This is a genomic window from Streptomyces sp. NPDC014801 (assembly GCF_043082085.1).
Lineage (GTDB): Bacteria > Actinomycetota > Actinomycetes > Streptomycetales > Streptomycetaceae > Streptomyces.
In genome coordinates this window covers 405,510-423,539 of the sequence record NZ_JBIBXG010000004.1, presented here as the reverse complement: position 1 = coordinate 423,539, position 18,030 = coordinate 405,510, and the positions used below count along the sequence as shown (strand labels likewise).

19 protein-coding genes are annotated in these 18,030 nt (G+C 73.4%); 10 read left to right on the top strand and 9 right to left on the bottom strand.

All coding sequences use genetic code 11. From position 1 onward, the window contains the following. Positions 1–9 precede the first annotated feature (9 nt). Positions 10–876 carry an MHYT domain-containing protein gene (locus tag ACF1AL_RS11350; protein WP_391825833.1) on the bottom strand — a complete coding sequence of 289 codons (867 nt, stop codon included), beginning with the start codon at positions 874–876 and terminating at the stop codon, positions 10–12. 279 nt (positions 877–1,155) lie between these two features. Between ACF1AL_RS11350 and ACF1AL_RS11345 the strand changes: the two genes are divergently transcribed. From ACF1AL_RS11345 to ACF1AL_RS11335, 3 genes are all read left to right on the top strand, one after another. Then, on the top strand, positions 1,156–2,028 hold the full coding sequence (locus tag ACF1AL_RS11345; RefSeq protein ID WP_391825832.1) for a glycerophosphodiester phosphodiesterase: 873 nt from the start codon (positions 1,156–1,158) through the stop codon (positions 2,026–2,028). A 62-nt stretch (positions 2,029–2,090) separates the two neighbouring features. Continuing rightward, on the top strand, positions 2,091–2,645 hold the full coding sequence (locus ACF1AL_RS11340; protein ID WP_391825831.1) for a methylated-DNA--[protein]-cysteine S-methyltransferase: 555 nt from the start codon (positions 2,091–2,093) through the stop codon (positions 2,643–2,645). Positions 2,646–2,907: 262 nt separating this feature from the next. After that, positions 2,908–4,206: an MFS transporter gene (locus tag ACF1AL_RS11335; RefSeq protein WP_391825830.1), complete on the top strand. Its 1,299-nt coding sequence runs from the start codon at positions 2,908–2,910 to the stop codon at positions 4,204–4,206. Positions 4,207–4,276: 70 nt separating this feature from the next. On the opposite strand, the gene ACF1AL_RS11330 is transcribed toward ACF1AL_RS11335, so the two are convergent. After that, entirely contained in the window at positions 4,277–4,705 is a 429-nt protein-coding gene (locus ACF1AL_RS11330) for a VOC family protein (RefSeq protein ID WP_384206997.1), read from the bottom strand. Between the two features lie 100 nt (positions 4,706–4,805). Between ACF1AL_RS11330 and ACF1AL_RS11325 the strand changes: the two genes are divergently transcribed. Together ACF1AL_RS11325 and ACF1AL_RS11320 are read left to right on the top strand one after the other, a co-directional pair. Beyond that, positions 4,806–5,714 carry a pseudouridine-5'-phosphate glycosidase gene (locus ACF1AL_RS11325; protein WP_391820629.1) on the top strand — a complete coding sequence of 303 codons (909 nt, stop codon included), beginning with the start codon at positions 4,806–4,808 and terminating at the stop codon, positions 5,712–5,714. Further along, positions 5,711–6,721 carry a carbohydrate kinase family protein gene (locus ACF1AL_RS11320; RefSeq protein WP_391825829.1) on the top strand — a complete coding sequence of 337 codons (1,011 nt, stop codon included), beginning with the start codon at positions 5,711–5,713 and terminating at the stop codon, positions 6,719–6,721. Before ACF1AL_RS11325 ends, ACF1AL_RS11320 begins: the two co-directional genes overlap by 4 nt. A gap of 39 nt (positions 6,722–6,760) precedes the next feature. Here the strand turns inward: ACF1AL_RS11320 and ACF1AL_RS11315 are convergent, their stop codons facing one another. Continuing rightward, positions 6,761–7,558 carry a methyltransferase domain-containing protein gene (locus ACF1AL_RS11315; RefSeq protein WP_391660590.1) on the bottom strand — a complete coding sequence of 266 codons (798 nt, stop codon included), beginning with the start codon at positions 7,556–7,558 and terminating at the stop codon, positions 6,761–6,763. A gap of 247 nt (positions 7,559–7,805) precedes the next feature. Between ACF1AL_RS11315 and ACF1AL_RS11310 the strand changes: the two genes are divergently transcribed. Next, on the top strand, positions 7,806–8,933 hold the full coding sequence (locus ACF1AL_RS11310) for a magnesium and cobalt transport protein CorA (protein WP_391825828.1): 1,128 nt from the start codon (positions 7,806–7,808) through the stop codon (positions 8,931–8,933). A gap of 38 nt (positions 8,934–8,971) precedes the next feature. On the opposite strand, the gene ACF1AL_RS11305 is transcribed toward ACF1AL_RS11310, so the two are convergent. Together ACF1AL_RS11305 and ACF1AL_RS11300 are read right to left on the bottom strand one after the other, a co-directional pair. Then, the gene (locus ACF1AL_RS11305) at positions 8,972–9,391 is read right to left on the bottom strand and encodes a CBS domain-containing protein (protein WP_366835810.1); all 420 of its coding nucleotides are present in this window, start codon (positions 9,389–9,391) and stop codon (positions 8,972–8,974) included. A 173-nt stretch (positions 9,392–9,564) separates the two neighbouring features. Then, positions 9,565–10,197, bottom strand: a complete 633-nt coding sequence (locus tag ACF1AL_RS11300; RefSeq protein WP_391825827.1) for a uridine kinase — start codon at positions 10,195–10,197, stop codon at positions 9,565–9,567. Positions 10,198–10,441: 244 nt separating this feature from the next. Here ACF1AL_RS11300 and ACF1AL_RS11295 point away from each other — a divergent pair, with 244 nt between their 5' ends. From ACF1AL_RS11295 to ACF1AL_RS11285, 3 genes are all read left to right on the top strand, one after another. After that, entirely contained in the window at positions 10,442–11,137 is a 696-nt protein-coding gene (locus tag ACF1AL_RS11295; RefSeq protein WP_391820626.1) for a DUF2293 domain-containing protein, read from the top strand. Between the two features lie 163 nt (positions 11,138–11,300). Continuing rightward, entirely contained in the window at positions 11,301–11,780 is a 480-nt protein-coding gene (locus ACF1AL_RS11290) for an anthrone oxygenase family protein (protein WP_366835813.1), read from the top strand. A gap of 197 nt (positions 11,781–11,977) precedes the next feature. Continuing rightward, a complete protein-coding gene (locus tag ACF1AL_RS11285; RefSeq protein WP_391825894.1) occupies positions 11,978–13,465 on the top strand; it encodes a glutamate synthase subunit beta in 1,488 nt (495 codons plus the stop codon). Positions 13,466–13,615: 150 nt separating this feature from the next. Here the strand turns inward: ACF1AL_RS11285 and ACF1AL_RS11280 are convergent, their stop codons facing one another. Beyond that, complete coding sequence (locus ACF1AL_RS11280) at positions 13,616–14,152, bottom strand: carboxymuconolactone decarboxylase family protein (RefSeq protein ID WP_391825826.1); 537 nt, start codon at positions 14,150–14,152, stop codon at positions 13,616–13,618. Positions 14,153–14,199: 47 nt separating this feature from the next. On the opposite strand from ACF1AL_RS11280, the gene ACF1AL_RS11275 reads away from it, so the two are divergent. Next, on the top strand, positions 14,200–15,618 hold the full coding sequence (locus ACF1AL_RS11275; protein WP_391825825.1) for a PLP-dependent aminotransferase family protein: 1,419 nt from the start codon (positions 14,200–14,202) through the stop codon (positions 15,616–15,618). 218 nt (positions 15,619–15,836) lie between these two features. Here the strand turns inward: ACF1AL_RS11275 and ACF1AL_RS11270 are convergent, their stop codons facing one another. The 3 genes from ACF1AL_RS11270 to ACF1AL_RS11260 all read right to left on the bottom strand — a co-directional run bounded on the left by ACF1AL_RS11270 (position 15,837) and on the right by ACF1AL_RS11260 (position 17,897). Next, entirely contained in the window at positions 15,837–16,661 is an 825-nt protein-coding gene (locus ACF1AL_RS11270) for an SAM-dependent methyltransferase (protein WP_391697382.1), read from the bottom strand. Between the two features lie 99 nt (positions 16,662–16,760). After that, entirely contained in the window at positions 16,761–17,036 is a 276-nt protein-coding gene (locus tag ACF1AL_RS11265) for a DUF397 domain-containing protein (protein WP_366835817.1), read from the bottom strand. Then, positions 17,037–17,897, bottom strand: coding sequence for a helix-turn-helix transcriptional regulator (locus tag ACF1AL_RS11260; protein ID WP_366835818.1), 861 nt, complete (start codon positions 17,895–17,897; stop codon positions 17,037–17,039). Positions 17,898–18,030 lie beyond the last annotated feature (133 nt).

Below are 18,030 nucleotides of genomic sequence, written 5' to 3'. Positions count from 1 at the left end.
GGGGTCCGCTCAGCGGTTCTGCGGGGCCCGCGAGCGGCGTCGGTCCAGGTCACGGCCGGGGTGCAGGGGCGCGCGGCGGCCGGGCCGGTGGCCCGTGGGGACGACGGGGACGCCGGCGCCGGGCTCGGCGGCCGCCCGCGGCGGCCGGCCCGCGACCATGAGCGGGTCGAAGATCACCACGGCGCCGGCCAGGCAGAGGAAGGCGAGCGGGCCGATCAGCATCGGGGCGAGCAGGGTCGCGGGTGAGTCGCCCTCGCCGGGCGCGGCGGTGCCGTGCAGGTGGACGCTGAGGGCGGCCATGCCGATGTAGTGCATGCCGCTGACGGCGAGTCCCATGACCAGGCTGGCCCCGACGCTCCACAGCACGCCCCGGACGCGCCCGGCGGCCCACAGCGCGGCGGTGGCGGCGGCCATGGCGATGACGACGGACGCGGCGACGGTGAGTGTGTTGTACTCCAGCCGTCCGTCGAACCGCATGCCGGCCATGCCGAGGTAGTGCATGGAGGCGATGCCGAGCCCGGTGAGGGTGCCGCCGGTGAACAGCGCGGCGCCGGTGGCTCCCTTGTAGCCGACGATGAAGATCCCGACGCCGACCATGACGACGGCGACGGCGAGGCTGGCGTACGTCGTCGGTTTGCCGTAGTGGATCGGGGCCTGGTCGATCGTGAACCCCATCATCGCGATGAAGTGCATCGTCCAGATGCCGGAACCGATCGCCGCCGACCCCAGGGCGAGCCATCCCGGCCGCCAGGAGTGGGCGACGAGCTGGGCCCGGGTGGTGCAGCGCAGACCGAGTGCGCCCCCGAGACAGGCCATGAGGTAGGCCACCACCGGTGTGACGAGTCCGTAGCTGAATCCGTCGACCGTGCCCTGCATGCGCGGCTGCCCTTCCGCCCTGTTCCGTCCGGCAATGTTCTGAAATGCGCCCCCTCCCGGGCGCACGCCTGCGGCCAGGGTTGAGGCAGAGAGTATGACCCCCACCGGAATGGTCGAACGATTTTCCGGCAAAGAAACACGGCCTCGCCGCAGATGTGCGCCCGCAGTGTGCGGACTTGGGCAACTCCATTCAATCCGTGGCCATTCTGCACTCCTCCGTCGTTGACTCTCTGCTGTCAGAGTTGAGCTGTCCGTGATCACTAGACGCGAGGAGTCCGCATGCACGCGCGCGCTCTTGCCGCCACGACCACCGCGCTCCTGGCCGGCGCCGTCCTCACGCTCGCCGCCCCGGGTGCCCACGCCGACGACGGCGGCGCGCCGCCCGTGGTCATCGCGCACCGCGGTGCCTCGGCCTACGCTCCCGAGAACACCCTGCCCGCCATCGACAAGGCGGCCGCGCTGGGATTCCGCTGGGTGGAGAACGACGTCCAGCGCACCAAGGACGGCCGGCTCGTGGTCATCCACGACGACAGTCTCAAGCGCACCACCAATGTCGAGGACGTCTTCCCCGACCGCGCCCCCTGGAAGGTCAAGGACTTCACCTACGCCGAGATCGCCCGTCTGGACGCGGGCAGCTGGTTCGGTCCCGAGTACGTCGGCACGCGCGTGCCGACGCTGGCGGAGTACATGCGCCGCGTCGAGCACAACCACCAGAACCTGCTGCTGGAGCTGAAGAACCCCGAGTTCTACCCGGGCATCGAGCAGCAGACCCTCAAGGTGCTCGCCAACACGGGCTGGCTCGACGCGCCCCACGTGGCGGGCAGGCTGGTCGTCCAGAGCTTCAACGCGGACAGCGTGCGCACGGTCCACCAGCTGAAGCCGGCCGTCAAGACCGGCTTCCTCGGCACCCCGAACCTCACGGACCTGCCCGGGTACGCCGGTTTCGTCGACCAGATCAACCCGACGTACGGCTCGATCTCGGCGTCCTACGTCAACGCGGTGCACGCCCTCGCGGGGGCGCACGGCACGCCGCTGGAGGTCTCCACCTGGACCGTCGACGACGCGGCGAGCACGAAGAAGGTCGTCGGGTACGGCGTCGACGGAATCATCAGCAACAAGCCCGACGTGGTGCGCGCCGCGCTGCAGGAGTAGGCGGACGGGCCCGCCGGGCCGCTCCACGGGGCGTTGTCAGTGGCGGGCCGTACGGTGGTCGCATGAACAGCGATGGGCGGGAAGAGCAGCGGATCGTGTGGACCGTCGTGGACACCGCGATCGGCCCGCTGCTGCTGGCGGCGACCGGTGATGGCCTGGTCAGCGTCGAATTCCACGCGACGGACGCGGTCCGTGAGCGGGCGCTGGAGCGGATCGCGCAGCGGCTGGGCACCGAACCCGTCGAGTCGCCCGGCTCGCCGCTGCTCGCCGAGGCGATACGCCAGGTCGAGGCCTACTTCGCCGGTGCCCGGCGGGACTTCGCGCTGCCCCTGGACTGGTCGCTGGTCTCCGGCTTCAACCGGCAGGTGCTGCGGGAGCTGGCCGACGGCGTGCCCTACGGCACGGTCGTCGGGTACGGCGACCTGGCCCGCCGGGTCGGGCAGCCGGGCGCGGCGCAGGCCGTGGGAATCGCGATGGGCTCCAACCCGCTGCCGGTCGTGGTGCCCTGCCACCGGGTCGTCGAGAGCGACGGCGGCATCGGGGGCTTCGGGGGCGGACTGGAGACCAAGCGCAAGCTGCTCGCCCTGGAGGGCGTGCTGCCCGAGCCGCTGTTCTGAGGACCCCGGGGGCTCATCCGGGGCCGTTCCCCGGCCGGAAGTTTGGCGGGGAACGGCGGGGGGCTTGGGCAGGGAGCGGCGGGAGGCTTGGGCAGGGGGCGGACAGGGGGCTTGGGCGGGGGGACGACCGGGGGGAGACTGCGTCGATGACCGCGATACGAAGCGATGCGTACGGCTGCGAGGCGGTGCGCCGCCCGGACCCGGCGGCTGGTGCGTGGGACCGACGTCGGCGCACGACGGCCGGTGCGTCCGGGGGCGCTCGGTGAGTGCGATCGAGCGGCGGACGGAGGCGAGCGCCGCGGCAGCGCCCGCGGCCGAGACGTTGCCCGCGCTGCGCCGCCGTGTCTCCGCTGTGCTGATCACCAGCCAGATGCTCGGCGGCCTGGGCGTGGCCACCGGCATCGCCCTCGCCGCCGTGCTGGCCCGGCAGGTCAGCGGCAGCGAGTCGCTGTCCGGCCTCGCGCCCACCGCGACGGTCGCCGGGACCGCGGTGCTGTCCGTGCCGCTCGCCGCACTGATGACCGCGCGCGGACGGCGGCCCGGCCTGATCCTCGGCTACCTCCTCGGCGCTTTGGGGGCCGCAGTCGTGGTGGTGGCCGCCACCGCGGGGAGCTTCCCGCTGCTGCTGTGCGGGATGGCCGGGTTCGGCGCGGCCTCCTCGGCGAACCTCCAGGCGCGGTTCGCCGCCGCCGACCTCGCCGAGCCCGAGCGGCGGGCCCGGGCCATCTCGCACGTGGTGTGGGCGACCACCGTGGGGGCGGTGCTCGGGCCGAACATCGCCGCACCGGCGGGGCGCAGTGTCGCGGGCCTCGGGATACCCGAGGCGGCGGGCCCGTTCCTGTGGGCGGGCGGGATCTTCCTGGTCTCCGCCGTCGTCGTGGCCGTACGGCTGCGTCCGGACCCGCTGCTGACGGCCCGTGCGCTGGCGCCGGCCGAGGAGCACTCCCCCGCCGGGCGCTCGCTGCGCGCCGGGCTGGCCGCCGTCGCGGCCTCCCCGCGCGCCCGGCTGGCCCTGGTGACGGTGGCCGTGGCGCACACCGCGATGGTGTCGGTGATGTCGATGACGCCGCTCGACCTCACGCACCACGGGGCGAGCATCGACCTGATCGGGCTGGTGATCAGCGGGCACATCGCGGGCATGTACGCGTTCTCGCCGCTGATGGGGCGGCTGGCCGACCGGCTGGGCCGGCTGGCCGTGACCGGTCTGGCGGTGGGTCTGCTGGCGGTGGCGCTGTTCCTCGCGGGAACGGCCGGCGGCAGCCACGGGCAGACGGCCGCCGGGCTGTTCGTCCTGGGCCTGGGCTGGTCGGCCGGGCTCGTGTCCGGCTCGGCGCTGCTGACCGACTCGGTGCCGCCGCCCGCCCGGGCGGCCGCGCAGGGCCTGTCCGACCTGACCATGAACACCTCGGCCGGGATCGGCGGGGCCGTCGCCGGCCTGGTGGTGGCGCAGGCGAGCTACGCCTGGCTGAATCTGGCCGCCGCCTGCCTGCTCCTCCCCCTGGCGGCGCTCGCGCTGTTCACCCGGGCCGGCAGACAAGGACCGACACCGGCGGCGGAGTGAGGCGGCACCGCCGCGTCGCGGCCCGGCCATCTGGTCGAACGGGCGCCTCAACCCCGCGGTGAGCCACTCCTCAGTCGTAGTGGCGGGCCTCGAAGACGTTGCCGTCCAGGTCACGGAAGTAGAAACTGCGCCGGGCCGCGCCGCGGGCGCCGAAGGAGTCGTGGGACAGCTCGGAGACCGGGACGGCGCCTTCCTGGAGGCGGGCGCGCAGGGCGTCGAAGGCGTCCCGGGCGAGGGACAGGCAGACGTGGTTGACCGGATGGCCCGCGCTGTCCGTGGATCCGGGCAGCATCGTCATCCGCTCCGCCATGGCCAGCGGCATCAGGTCGATGATCGTGTCGTCGTTGACCCGCACCGAGGGAAACGGCGCCCGGCCCGCGGCGAACTCGGCGAGCCGCACCGGTGCCAGCCCCACGGCCTTCTCGTAGAAGTCGGCGGAGGCGACCGGGTCGCGCACCCACACGACGACATGGTCGAGACGTGGCGAGTTGTCCGTCATGCCCTCAGGCTGGTCCGAGTCCTCGGGGCGCCGCAAGGGTTTGACGGGGGTCGCCGCCCGCCAGAGTTGAGGCAGGGACCGACAGACAGGAGGCTCGTCCGTGGTGCTGGTGGTGTCCGAAGAGGTGCGGGAGGCGCTCGCCGCGCGTCGGCCGGTCGTGGCCCTGGAGTCGACGATCATCGCGCACGGGCTGCCAAGGCCGCGCAATCTGCAGGTGGCGCTGGAGCTGGAGGCCGTCGTACGGCAGGAGGGCGCGGTCCCGGCGACGATCGCCGTCCTGGACGGGACCCCGTATGTCGGCCTGGACAAGGACCAGGTGGAGCGGGTCGCCAACGAGGACGGCATCCGCAAGCTGGGCCACCGTGATCTGCCGCTCGCGGTGGCGGCCGGGGCGAGCGGGGCGACCACGGTGTCGGCGACCGCACAGCTCGCGGCGCTGGCCGGCGTGCGGGTGTTCGCCACCGGCGGGCTCGGCGGCGTGCACCGGCAGTGGACGGTCACCCAGGACGAGTCGGCCGACCTGGGGCTGCTCGCCCGTACCCGGATCACGGTGGTGTGCGCGGGCGTGAAGTCGATCCTGGACGTGCCGGCGACCTTGCAACGGCTGGAGACGCTGGGGGTCGCGGTGGCCGGGTACGGCACGGACCGCTTCCCGGGCTTCTACCTGTCCGACTCCGGTCATCCCGTGGACTGGCGACTGGACACGCCGGAGCAGGTGGCCGCGGTGATGCGGGCGCAGGACGCGCTGGACGCGCCGGAATCGGCGCTGATCGTCGCCCATCCGGTGCCCGAGGCGGAGCAACTGGATCCGGAGCTGCACGCGCGCGTGCTCGCCGAGGCGCTGCACGCGTGCGAGAGGGAGGGCGTCACCGGGCAGGCCGTCACACCGTTCCTGCTCGACTACCTCGTACGGCACACCGACGGCGCCTCGCTCCGCGCCAACCTGGCGGCGGTGCGCGGCAACGTACGGCTGGCGGCGCGGATCGCGGCGGCGTGGACCCGGGCGTGAGCCGGACGGGGAGCGAGGCCGGGCACGGCGGGGCGGACCGCTCCGGAAAGGGCGGTGCCGATACGGGCGGTGCCGGTGCGGGCGGTACCGATCCGGGCGGTGCCAAGACGGGTGCGCTGCTGGTTGTGGGCGACGTCGTGACGGACGTCGTGGCCCGGCACCACGGGACGCCGGTCCGGGGCACGGACACGGCCGCGGCGATCCGGATCGTGCCCGGCGGCGCGGGCGCCAACGTGGCGTGCTGGGCGGCCCGTCGGGGCTGCCGTGACGTTCGGCTGCTGGGGCGGGTGGGGGCGGACACGGCCGACTGGCACGCACGGGAGCTTGAGGCGTCCGGGGTACGGCCGCTGCTGGTCGTCGACCCGGAGGCGCCGACGGGAACGGTGATCTGCCTGGTCGACACGGGTGCCGCGGCCGAGCGCACCTTCCTCACCGACAGCGGCGCCTCCCTGCGCCTGGACCGCGATGACTGGTCGGAGGACCTGCTGGACGGCGTGGCGTGGCTGCACCTGTCGGGCTATCTGCTGTTCTCGGAGCCGAGCCGCGCTCTGGTGGCGACGGCCCTGTCCGCGGCACGCGCGCGTGGCGTGCCCGTCAGCGTCGACCCGGCGTCGGCCGGCTTCCTGCGGGAACTGGGCGCGGACCGCTTCCTGGCCCTGGTGGAGGGGGTCGAGGTCCTGCTGCCCAGCCGCGACGAGGCGTGCCTGCTCACCGGGTTGCCCGAGGTGGACGACGCGGCGGCGAGGCTCAGCCGCCGTATCCCACTGGTGGTGGCCACGGCGGGTGGCGAGGGCGCGGTGGTGGCCAGATCCGGCGCCGTGTGCGCCCGGGTCCCGGCGCCACCGGCGCAGGCCCGCGACACCACCGGCGCCGGGGACGCCTTCACCGGCGCCTTCCTGGCCGCGCTGCTGGCCGGCGCCGCCCCGCCGGAGGCGGCGGCGGAGGGTTGCCGGGCGGGCGCGCTGGCGGTGACCCGGGTGGGCGGACGGCCCGCGCGCGACAGCTGACGGTGCTCCAGGCCTTTGACGGAGGGGCGGGCGCCGGTGCTACGCCTTGCGCCCCCATGCCGAGATCATCGGTGCCGTGGCGAGGTCCATGTCGCCGGAGGCCACATGGGACAGATGGCGGTCGATGTCCTCGTCCGTCGCGAGTCCGGCCTCGACGAGCCGGGAGCGGATCTGCCGTACCGTGGCGGCCTCCAGCGCGGCGCAGGCCGGCGAGGTGAGCGGGAAGTAGGCATCCGCCTCCACCCGGTCGAGGCCCGCCTCGCGCAGCAGGCGCGGGAGGGTGCGGCCATAGGCCAGGTCGGCGCCGCGGTCGGCGAGCAGGGAGCGGAACCCTTGGCGCAGCCGGTTGGCCAGCCGCTGCTCCGGGCCGTGCTCGTCGGGGCAGGCCAAGGGCTGCAGGGCCGGATCGGCATCCTCGACGAGGAGCCACCCGCCGGGGCGCAGCGCCCGCACCATCGACGCCAACGCCCGCTCCCTGTCGGGGACATGGACGAGGACGAGTCGGGCGTGGACGAGGTCGAAGCCCTCGCCCGGCGGTTCCTCGGTGCCGACGTCGTGCACCAGCACCTCCACCGGCGGTCGGGCCGCGGCGGTGAGCCGGGTGGTGTCGATGTCGGTCGCGACGACCTTGCCGGTCGGGCCGACCCTCTCGGCCAGCCAGGACACCACCGAGGTGCCGCCCGCGCCGACCTCCCAGCAGCGTGCGCCGGGTTCGATGCCGAGCCGCTCCAGGTGCCGGAAGGTGACGGGGTCGAAGAGGTCGGTGAAGGCGTCGAAGCGTTCCGCCGCCTCGCTCTGCCGGTTGTCGAGGAGATAGCCGTCGTCGGTTCGCTTCATGACCCGATCATCCCAGTTGTCCGGTGCGCGGGGAGCGGTTGCCCGAGGGGAAGCGGTTGCCCGGCTCATGTCGGGCCGATGCACGTGCGGCCGGTCGTCCACAGGCGGGAACCAAGCGGAGTTTCGTCCTCCCACAGGCCCGCCCACCCGTCGCGGCGTCCTGGCACACTGGCGGCTCCGGCACGGTTCTCCGCGCCGGACAGGGCGCGGCGATGCGGCGCGGGGAGACCCCTACGAGGAGATCCGTATGTCGATGGCAGGGAATCTGCGGAAGGTCACCGAACTGGGCAGGGTCGGCGGGCTGCGCAGAGTCGCACGGCTGGCCCGGCGGCGGCCGCGGGTCGACCTGAGCCATCCCGCGCGCTCCCCGCTCGGATCCTCCGTGGTCAACTGCGTGACCTACCACGGCGGTGTGCGGGGGCCGGCCGCCACGGATCTGGTGGAGGCCGTGCGGCAGGTGCGCAAGAGCGGGGACGGCTTCGTCTGGCTCGGTCTGCACGAGCCGACGGACCAGGAGTTCGCGGGCATCGCCGAGTTGTTCGACCTGCACCCGCTGGCGGTGGAGGACGCGATCGAGGCGCACCAGCGCCCGAAGGTGGAGCGGTACGGCGATGTGCTGTTCGCCGTGTTCAAGACGGTCTGCTACGTCGAGCACGAGGAGCTCACGGCGACGAGCGAGGTGGTGAACACGGGCGAACTCATGGCGTTCGTGGGCCAGGACTTCGTCATCACGGTGCGGCACGGGCGGCACGGCTCGCTGGGTCCGGTGCGCGAGGGACTGGAGGCCGATCCGCAGCAGTTGGCCAAGGGGCCGTCGGCGGTGCTGCACGCGATAGCGGATCACGTGGTCGACGACTACCTGGAGGTCATCGACTCCGTGCAGGCGGACATCGACCAGGTGGAGACGGATGTGTTCGCCGAGACCGGTGCGCGGGTCGACCCCGGACGTATCTACCAGCTCAAGCGGGAACTGCTGGAGCTGAAGCGGGCCGTGGTGCCGCTCGGCCGGCCGCTGCTGGAACTCTCCGACCGGCCGATGCGGGTGATCGAACCGGAGATACAGGCCTACTTCCGGGACGTCTCCGACCATCTGCTGCGCGCCACGGAGCAGATCGCCGCGTTCGACGAGCTGCTGAACTCGATCCTCCAGGCCCACCTCGCGCAGGTCACCGTCGCGCAGAACGAGGACATGCGGAAGATCACGGCATGGGCCGCGGTGATCGCCGTACCGACGATGGTGTGCGGGGTGTACGGCATGAACTTCGACAACATGCCGGAGCTGCACTGGAGGTTCGGTTACGGACTGGTCATCGGGGTGATAGCCGTGGCCTGCCTGGCCCTGTACCGGGGTTTTCGGCGCAACGGCTGGCTGTGAACGGCGGACGGTGAACGCCGGGCTGTGAGCGCAGCGGCTCAGGCGGGGCCGTAGACCCGCTCGGCCCAGGAGGCGATCTGTCCCTCGCTGAGGTGCCGGACCAGGTCGGCTTCGCTGATCATGCCGACCAGCCGTTTGTCCTGGATGACCGGGAGCCGGCGGATCTGGTGCTGCTGCATCTCGCTCAGGACCTCGCTGATGTCCGCGTCGGCGTCGATCCAGCGCGGGGTGCCCTTGGCGAGGTCGCCGGCCGTGACGCGGGCGGGGTCGTGGCCCATGGCCACACAGCCGACGACAATGTCGCGGTCGGTGAGGATGCCGCACAGCCGCTCGTTCTCGTCGCTGATGGGCAGGGCGCCGACGTTGAGTTCGCGCATCAGCTGGGCGGCGCGGTCGAGGGTTTCGTGGGCGGGGATCCACTGCGCACCGCGGTGCATGATGTCTCCGGCAGTGGTCATGGAGTACCTCCCTGAGCCGGACGGCCGGCGCGGCGCAGGACGCACCGCAATCCCGGCGTCGTCCCATTCTGACCGCGCCCGCCGTGAGCCGCACCTCCGCCCGACCCCGGGGGGCGGCCGCCCTCACTTCCTGCGCGGGGCCCGTCCGGACCGCTGCGACTCCGGCCGAGTCGTCACCCGCTCCACGCAGGGTGGCGGGGGTCGTCGGCACGGACCAGGACGTCGGCGGTGCCGGCCGGGTCGGTCTCCTCGGCGTAGCGGTCGTACGCGGGCAGGGTCCAGTGCTCGGCATCGGGCGTACGGCGGCGCAGCGCACCCGGGGAGAGGAGGACGTGGACGCTCAGATCGAAGGGGAACCAGTGCCGAAGAAGGAGGGGGCCGTGCATCAACAGCAAGCCACCGGGCGGGAGTTGCACGTAGGAGCTACGGGTGGCGCGGTCGGCGACCGGGTCCCACAGGTCGGGCAGGACGCGGCCGTTCCCGCCGGGCCCCAGCGGCCCGAACACCTCCCGCCACAGGGCGCCGGTGTCGAACCAGCCGTCGTAGTAGGCCTCCACGTCCTGGCGGCCGTGCTCCAGGCGCAGGGACGCGGGGCGCAGGAAGCCCTCGGTGCCGACGACGAGGGAGGGGCGGCCACGGATCCGCAGCGCCTCACTCACCCGCTCGGCCAGGTCGCCCGGGCGCGCGGCCGGCGCGCCGTCGAACGCGATCCGCGGCCAGGCGCCGCCGTCGGCGGGCGACAGGTCGAGCAGCCGCTCCGCGAGCAGGTCGGCGAGCCGGTCCCAGGTGATCGCTTCGAGTCGCACACGGCCCATGATGCGTCACCCGTCACCCGGCGTGCGCCGCGCCCCCGGGCGCGCCCGCTCACACCGAGCACCGGCCGGCGCTCGGCCACTCACGCGAGGCCCGGCCCCAACCTCTCGGTGGCCGGCAAGGACGGGACATCTCGGTGGCGGGCAGGTAACGGGACATCTCGGTGGCGGGCGGTCAACGGGACATCCCGGTCGCGGCCATGTAACCGGACATCCCGTTGGCGGGCATGTACCGGGTATGGCTCCCGCGACTCTCCCGTCCGGTACCGGTCTCCTCGTCGTGCAGCCGTTGCGGCGCAAGCGCTGTGCGGCGTGCCGGCGTGGGCCGCTGCCGATGCTCGTCCTGGAGGGCGGCGTACCGCGCTGCCTGGACTGCGCCGACCTGGGGCACCTGGTGTTCCTGCCGCGCGGGGACACGGCGCTGACCCGTCGGTCCCGGGAGGAGAGCAGCCTGTCGGCCGTGGTCGTGCGGTTCAACCGGCGCAAGGCGCGCTACGAGCGGCAGGGCGTCCTGGTGGAGGAGGCGGCGCTGGCCCGGGCCGAGGAGCGGTGCCTGGCGGACGCGGAGGCGCGGCGGCGGCGCCGGGCGCGGGACGCCCGCAGGCGGGCGGCCGAGGACGAGCGGTTCACGGAGGCGTTCGCTGCACAGATCCGGCGTCTGTTCCCCGGCTGCCCGCAGGAGCGGGCGCAGGCCATCGCCGCGCACGCCTCGGTGCGCGGCAGTGGGAGGGTGGGCCGGAGTGCGGCGGGACGGTCGCTGTCGGAGGAGGCGGTGGTCGTGGCGGTGCGGGCGGCCGTGCGGCATCGGGACACGCCCTACGACCGGCTGCTGATGAGCGGTGTGCCGCGCCACGAGGCGCGGCGGCGGATCGCGCCCCGGCTGGAGGCGGTGCTCGCCTCGTGGCGGCACGGAGAGCTGCCGTCGGCGGGCTGAGCCGCCGTAGGGGGCCGCCGGGCCGTGGACGCTCGCGCGTGTCCGAGCGCGGCTCGGCCATGGGCCGCTGCCCGCCCTGCGGCTGCACTGGGGGGTGACGACGGGCGCGCGCCCGGGCAGGATCTACGGCGTTCGCGGTGCGAGGGCGGGAGTGGGCGGAGCCATGATCGAGGGACCGTATCTGGTGCTGGCGGTGGCGGGGGTGCTGGCGACGGGGCTGATGGCCGGTGTCTTCTGCGCCTTCTCCGTGCTCGTGATGCGCGCACTGGGCGCGCTGCCGCCCGCGCAGGGCGTCGCCGCGATGAACGCGATCAACCGGGCGGCGATGACACCGGCGTTCATGGTGGTGTTCGTCGGGGCGGCCGTGGTGTGTGCGGTGATCGCGGTGGTGACGTTCGTGCTGTGGCCCGAGGACGGCGCCGTGGCGTTGCTGGTGGGCAGCGCGCTGTACCTGTTCGGCTCGTTCGGGGTGACGGCGGCGGCGAACGTGCCGCGCAACGACACGCTGCTGAAGCTGACGCCGGACAGCCCGGAGGCGGCGGCGTACTGGCCGTCCTACCTGCGGGAGTGGACGCGCTGGAACCACGTCCGGACGGTGGCGTCGGGCGCGGCGGCACTGGCGTACGTGGTGGCGCTCGTCTGACCGCCTCGGGCCCGAGCGGTTCGGGGACCGGCGGGTCGGGGACCGGCGGGTCGGGGTCGGCGCCCCTCGCCCGTTCCGGCCGCGTCTGAAAGCGCTGTCCGCCGCCCTGCGCCCGCGCGTGCCCGGACGTATCGTGGCCGGAAGGTGTGCCGCCGATGACGCACGGCCTGTCGTACGCGGACGCGAGGAAGACGGCCATGGCCGATCCCAAGGGATTCATGACGACCCCCCGCCAGGACTGGCCGCGGCGGCCGGTCGAGGAGCGGGTGCGGGACTGGGACGAGGTGTACGTCCCGGGGGCGCTGCTGCCGATCATCAGCAAGCAGGCCGACCGGTGCATGGACTGCGGGGTTCCGTTCTGCCATCACGCCTGTCCGCTCGGCAATCTCATCCCGGAGTGGAACGACCTGGTCTCCCGGGAGGACTGGCGGGCGGCGAGCGACCGGCTGCACGCGACGAACAACTTCCCCGAGTTCACCGGCCGGCTCTGCCCCGCGCCGTGCGAGGCGGGCTGTGTGCTGGCCATCAACCAGCCCGCCGTCACGATCAAGAACGTCGAGTGCGCGATCGCCGACCGGGCCTGGGAGGAGGGGTTCACCCCGCCGCGGCCGCCGGACCGGCTGTCCGGCAGGACGGTCGCCGTGATCGGGTCCGGCCCCACCGGCCTCGCCGCGGCGCAGCAGCTGACCCGGGCGGGGCACACGGTCGCCGTGTACGAGCGGGACGACCGGCCGGGCGGGCTGATGCGGTACGGGATCCCTGCGTTCAAGATGGAGAAGCGTCATCTGGAGCGCCGGCTGGAGCAGATGCGGGCGGAGGGCACGAAGTTCCGCACCTCGACGGCCGTCGGCCGGGACGTACGGGCCGACGAGCTGCGGACGCGGTACGACGCGGTCGTGGTCGCCACCGGCGCGACCGCCTGGCGGGAACTTCCGGTGCCGGGACGGGAGTTGGCCGGGATCCACCAGGCCATGGAGTACCTTCCGCCGGCCAACCGGGTCGGTGAGGGCGACCTGGAGCGCTCCCCTGTGTCGGCCGCCGGCCGGCACGTCGTGATCGTCGGCGGCGGGGACACGGGCGCGGACTGCCTGGGCACCGCGGTCCGGGAGGGCGCCGCGTCCGTCACCCAGCTGGACATCTACGGTCTGCCCGGCGCGGAGCGCGACGAGGACACCGAGCCGTGGCCGACGTACCCGAAGATCTACCGGCTGTCCGCGGCGCACGAGGAGGCCCGTGACCTGGGTACGGCACCGTCCGCGAACGCGGACGCGCGGCTGTTCGCGGCGTCGACGCTGCGGTTCACCGGGGACGCGGACGGGCGGGTGCGGGCGCTGCACCTGGTCGAGGTCGACGCGCTGCGCCGCCCGCTGCCGGGCACCGAGCGGACGCTGCCCGCCGAGCTCGTCCTGCTCGCGCTCGGCTTCACCGGTCCGGACCGGCACGACGGCCTGATCGACCAGCTCGGCCTGGCGATGGACCCGCGCGGCACGATCGCCCGCGACGCCGGCTTCGCGACGAACGTCCCCGGGGTGTTCGCCGCCGGGGACGCGGCGCGCGGCCAGTCCCTGATCGTGTGGGCGATCGCGGAGGGCCGGGCGGTGGCGGCCGCGGTCGACCGCCATCTGACGGGCGGCACCCGCCTGCACGCACCGATCGGCCCGTACGACCGGCCGATGACCGCGTGACCAAGGCCGATGTACGCGGCGCCGGGAGCGATGAGCGCGTGGCCGGGAGCGAGGAGCGCGCGGCCGGCCGACGCCCCTGCCCGGTTCCAACTGGCCATCCCCGGATCCACTGGCCACTGGCCGACGCCCCCTGCCGGAGCCGGGTGACGGTCAGGCGCGTTCGTCCGTGCCCGCGACCTTGCCGGTCGCCAGGGCCACCCGGTTCCAGGTGTTGATCGTGCAGACGAGGGCGATGAGCTGGGCCAGTTCCGCCTCCGCGAAGTGCGTGGCGGCCTCGGCGTAGACCTCGTCGGGCACACCGCCGTCGGCGACCAGCGTCAGCGCCTCGGTCAGGGCGAGGGCCGCCTGCTCCTTGGGCGTGTAGAAGTGCCGTGCCTCCCGCCACACGGCGACCAGGTGCAGCCGGTCCTCGCTCTCGCCGGCCTTGCGGGCGTCGTTGGTGTGCATGTGCAGGCAGTAGGCGCAGTGGTTGAGCAGGGAGGAGCGGATCTGGACGAGTTCGACCAGCGCCGGGTCGAGGCCCTCGCGGGCGGCGGCGTCGAAACCGATCAGGGCGCGGAAGGCCTTGCGGGCCGACCGGGCGAAGTCGAGGCGGGTGCGGCCGGCCTCGGCCGCGGCGATGGCACCGACGGTTCCGGGGGCGACGGAGGGGGCGGGAGCGGTGTGCGGGGTCTGCGTCGTCGTCATGTCCTCCAACCTAGGGGCCCGTGCGACCGGCGATAGGGTGCATTTTCATGGCGGATTCATGGGTCAATTCGGCTGAGCGCATCGGCGCCGACCTGCATCTGGAGCTGTCCGGCCCGGGCGGGCGCCGGGCCGCGCTGACCCGGGCGCTGCGCGAGGCCGTGCGCAGCGGCCGGCTCGCTCCCGGCACGCGGCTGCCGCCGTACCGCTCGCTCGCCGCCGACCTAGGCCTCGCCCGCAACACGGTGGCCGACGCCTATGCGGAACTCGTCGCGGAAGGATGGCTGACGGCGCGTCAAGGGTCGGGCACACGGGTGGCCGAACGTGCGCGGCTCCTGCGGGACACCCCGCGCGTGCCCCGGACGTCGCCGCCACGCGCGCGTGGCCCGCTGCACGATCTGCGGCAGGGCACGCCGGACGCGTCGGCGTTCCCGCGGACGGCATGGGTCGCCTCCTACCGGCGGGCCGTGCAGCGGGCGCCGCGGGAGGTGTTCGGGCCGGGCGATCCCGCGGGTCGCGTGGAGCTGCGGCAGGCGCTCACCGAGTACCTGGCCCGCGCGCGGGGCGTGCGCACCGACCCGGACCGCGTGGTCGTCTGCTCCGGCTTCGCGCACGCGCTGCGCCTGCTGTTCGCGCCCGGCACCGGCGTGCTGCGCGGTCCGCTGGCCGTGGAGGCGTACGGCCTCGGCTTCCACCGGGAGCTGCTGAAGGCGGCCGGAGTCCGGACGGTTCCGCTGCCGCTCGACGAAGAGGGGGCGCGTGTGGCGGAGTTGGGGCGCGAGCGGGCCGTACTGCTCACGCCGGCGCATCAGTTCCCCACCGGAGGGTCGCTGCACGCCGCGCGCCGGGCCGCCGTGGTCGACTGGGCACGCGCGCGTGGCGGGGTGATCATCGAGGACGACTACGACGGCGAGTTCCGCTACGACCGCAAGCCGGTCGGAGCCCTCCAGGGGCTCGACCCCGAGCAGGTGATCCACATCGGCTCGGTCAGCAAGAGCCTCACGCCGGCGCTGCGCCTCGGCTGGATGGCCCTGCCGGAGCGCTACGTCGACGGGGTGCTCGCGGCCAAGGGGGAACGCGAGGGCTGGGCCGGCGCCCTGGAACAGCTGGCCCTGGCCGACTTCCTGGCCTGCGGGTCGTACGACCGGCATGTGCGCCGGATGCGGCAGCACTACCGCGGCCGCCGGGACCGGCTCGTGGCGGCGCTCGCTGCGCACGCGCCGCACGTCGAGGTGACCGGGATCGCGGCCGGGCTGCACGCCGTACTGCGGCTGCCGCCGGGCACCGAGCGGTCCACGGTCAAGGCCGCGCGGTGGCAGGGCATCGCCCTCGACGGCCTCGCCGCGTTCCGGCACCCGGCGACGGACATGCCGGCCCGCGACGGACTCGTCGTCGGCTACGCGACCCCCTCCGAGCACGCGTACGGCGCGGCACTGGACGCGCTGTGCGGGGTGCTGCCACCGCCGTAGACCACCGCCGGCCCCCGGCCCCCTCAGGCCGGCGTGCCGATCTTCGGGCCGGTGTCCCTGTCACGTCCCTCGGCCCAGTGTCACGATCTTCGGGCCGGTGTCACGCCCCTCGGCCCGGTGTCACGACCTTCGGGCCGGATTCATGGCCGGTGGCCGACATCACGGCTTCGCCGCCGGTGTCATGGCCGGCGGCCGACATCACGGCTTCGCCGCCGGTGTCACGGCTTGCGGGCCACCGCCCCGTATCCCGGGATGACGCCGTCGTCCTGGCCCGGCACCGGCTCGCCGAGTTCCGGACGCCAGCGGTGGGCGATCTCGATGCCCGGTTCGACGAGTTCCAGCCCGTCGAAGAACCGGCTGAACTCCTCGCGGGAGCGCAGCGCCAGGGTGACGCCGGCGGCCTTGAGCTTCGCGGTGGCCTCGGCGGACTCCTCGGGGGTGAAGTCGGCAGTGGCGTGGGTCATCATCAGGTAGCTGCCGGAGGGCAGTTCGGCCAGCAGGCGGCGCACCAGCTCGTGCGCGCCGTCCTCGTCGGACACGAAGTGCAGCAGCGCGATCAGGGAGAGCGCCACCGGGCGGGTGAGGTCGAGGACCTTGGCCGCCCCCTCGACGATGGTGGCCGGATCCCGTACATCGGCCTGAAGGTACTCCGTGACCCCCTCGGGTGTGCTGCGCAGCAGGGCGGCAGCGTGGGCCAGCACGATCGGGTCGTTGTCGCAGTAGACGACGCGGGCCTCGGGGGCGATGCCCTGGGCGACTTGGTGGAGGTTGGGCTCGGTCGGTATGCCGGTGCCGATGTCGAGGAACTGGCGGACGCCCTGCCCGGCCAGCCACCGGGTGGCGCGGTGCATGAAGGCGCGGTTGACCCGGGCCATCACCGGCACCCGGGGCTCCAGGGCCAGCATCTGCCGGCCCATCTCCTCGTCGACCGGGTAGTTGTCCTTGCCGCCGAGATACCAGTCGTACATCCGTGCGGGATGCGGCTTGCTGGTGTCGATCTCGACGGAGCCCTTGTGGTCCTGCCCGGTCATGCGGAACTCCATAAGCGTCCGGCGCGTTGAGGCGGAGAGAGTCGGGAAGAGAGTGCGGTGATCAACCGAGTATCAGGATTAGGTAGTTGAAGGAAAAATCAGCAGGCGTTTTCAGGACAGCAGGAAGTCCGCCACCCCCGCCTTCGCGCCCTCGATGAACGCGGTCATCTCGTCGGAGGTGTAGATCAGGGCCGGCCCGTCGGGGTCGGTGGACTGGCGCACGGCGATGCGCCCGTCGGCGAGCTTCATGGCCTCCAGGCAGTTGCCCCCGTTGCCGCCGCTCCACGGCTTGTGCCAGCCCTCGCTGCCCAGGTCCCGGGCGGGCATGCCGTTGTAGATCCGCTCGGCGCGGACCCGCGGGCGGGACGGGGACGTGGTGTGATCCATTCACAGCTCCTTGCGGAGATCCTCGAGGATCTCCTTCGTGCGATGTGCCGTTGCGGCGTGTGCCGCCATGCGGTCCATGACCTCGAGGTGGGCGGCCACCTCAGGACGCGCGTCCAGATAGACGGCGCCGGTCAGGTACTCGCTGTAGACCATGTCCGGGAGTTCCGGCATGGCGAACCGGAAGAGCACGAACGGCCCATAGGTGCCGGGGTGCGGGCCGGCCGAGAACTCGGCGACCTGCAGCGTCACATGGGGCAGTTGCGTGGCGTCGAGCAGCTTCTCGATCTGGGCGCGCATCACCTCGGGTCCGCCGACCGCGCGGCGCAGCACGGTCTCGTCCATGACGACCCACAGCCGGGGCGCGTCCTCGCGGGTGAGCAGTTCCTGGCGTTGCATGCGCAGCGCGACGTGCCGTTCGATGTCCTCGGGGCGGGTCTGGCCGATGGCGCCCGAGCGCAGCACCCCGCGCGCGTACTCCTCGGTCTGCAGCAGCCCCGGCACGAAGTGCGGCTCGTACTGGCGGATCAGGGACGCCGCGCCCTCCAGGCTGACGTGCATCGAGAACCAGCCGGGCAGGATGTCGTGGAAGCGCTGCCACCAGCCGGGCCGGTTGGCCTCCTCCGCGAGCTGCACGAAGGCGTCGGCCTCGTCGTCGGCGACGCCGTAGGCCTTCAGCAGCAGCTGCAGGTAGGGGATCTTCAGCGCGACCTCGGCCATCTCCATACGACGGACGGTGGCGGGGGCGACACGCAGGATCCGGGCGGCCTCCTCACGCTTGAGCCCGGCGCGTTCCCGCAGGTCCAGCAGGCGCCGGCCGAGGATCACCTGACCCACGGTCGGCGCGGACCGCGGCTCGCTCACGCTCCACCTCCAGGAAGCGACTCACCCGACATCTGCATGCTGACAGCCCGGCATCTGCTTGCCGACAGCCCTGCGGCGCCATTCGAAGATCTTTTCGAAGGTCCGGGCGGACCTCCGCCGATCCGAACTGGCG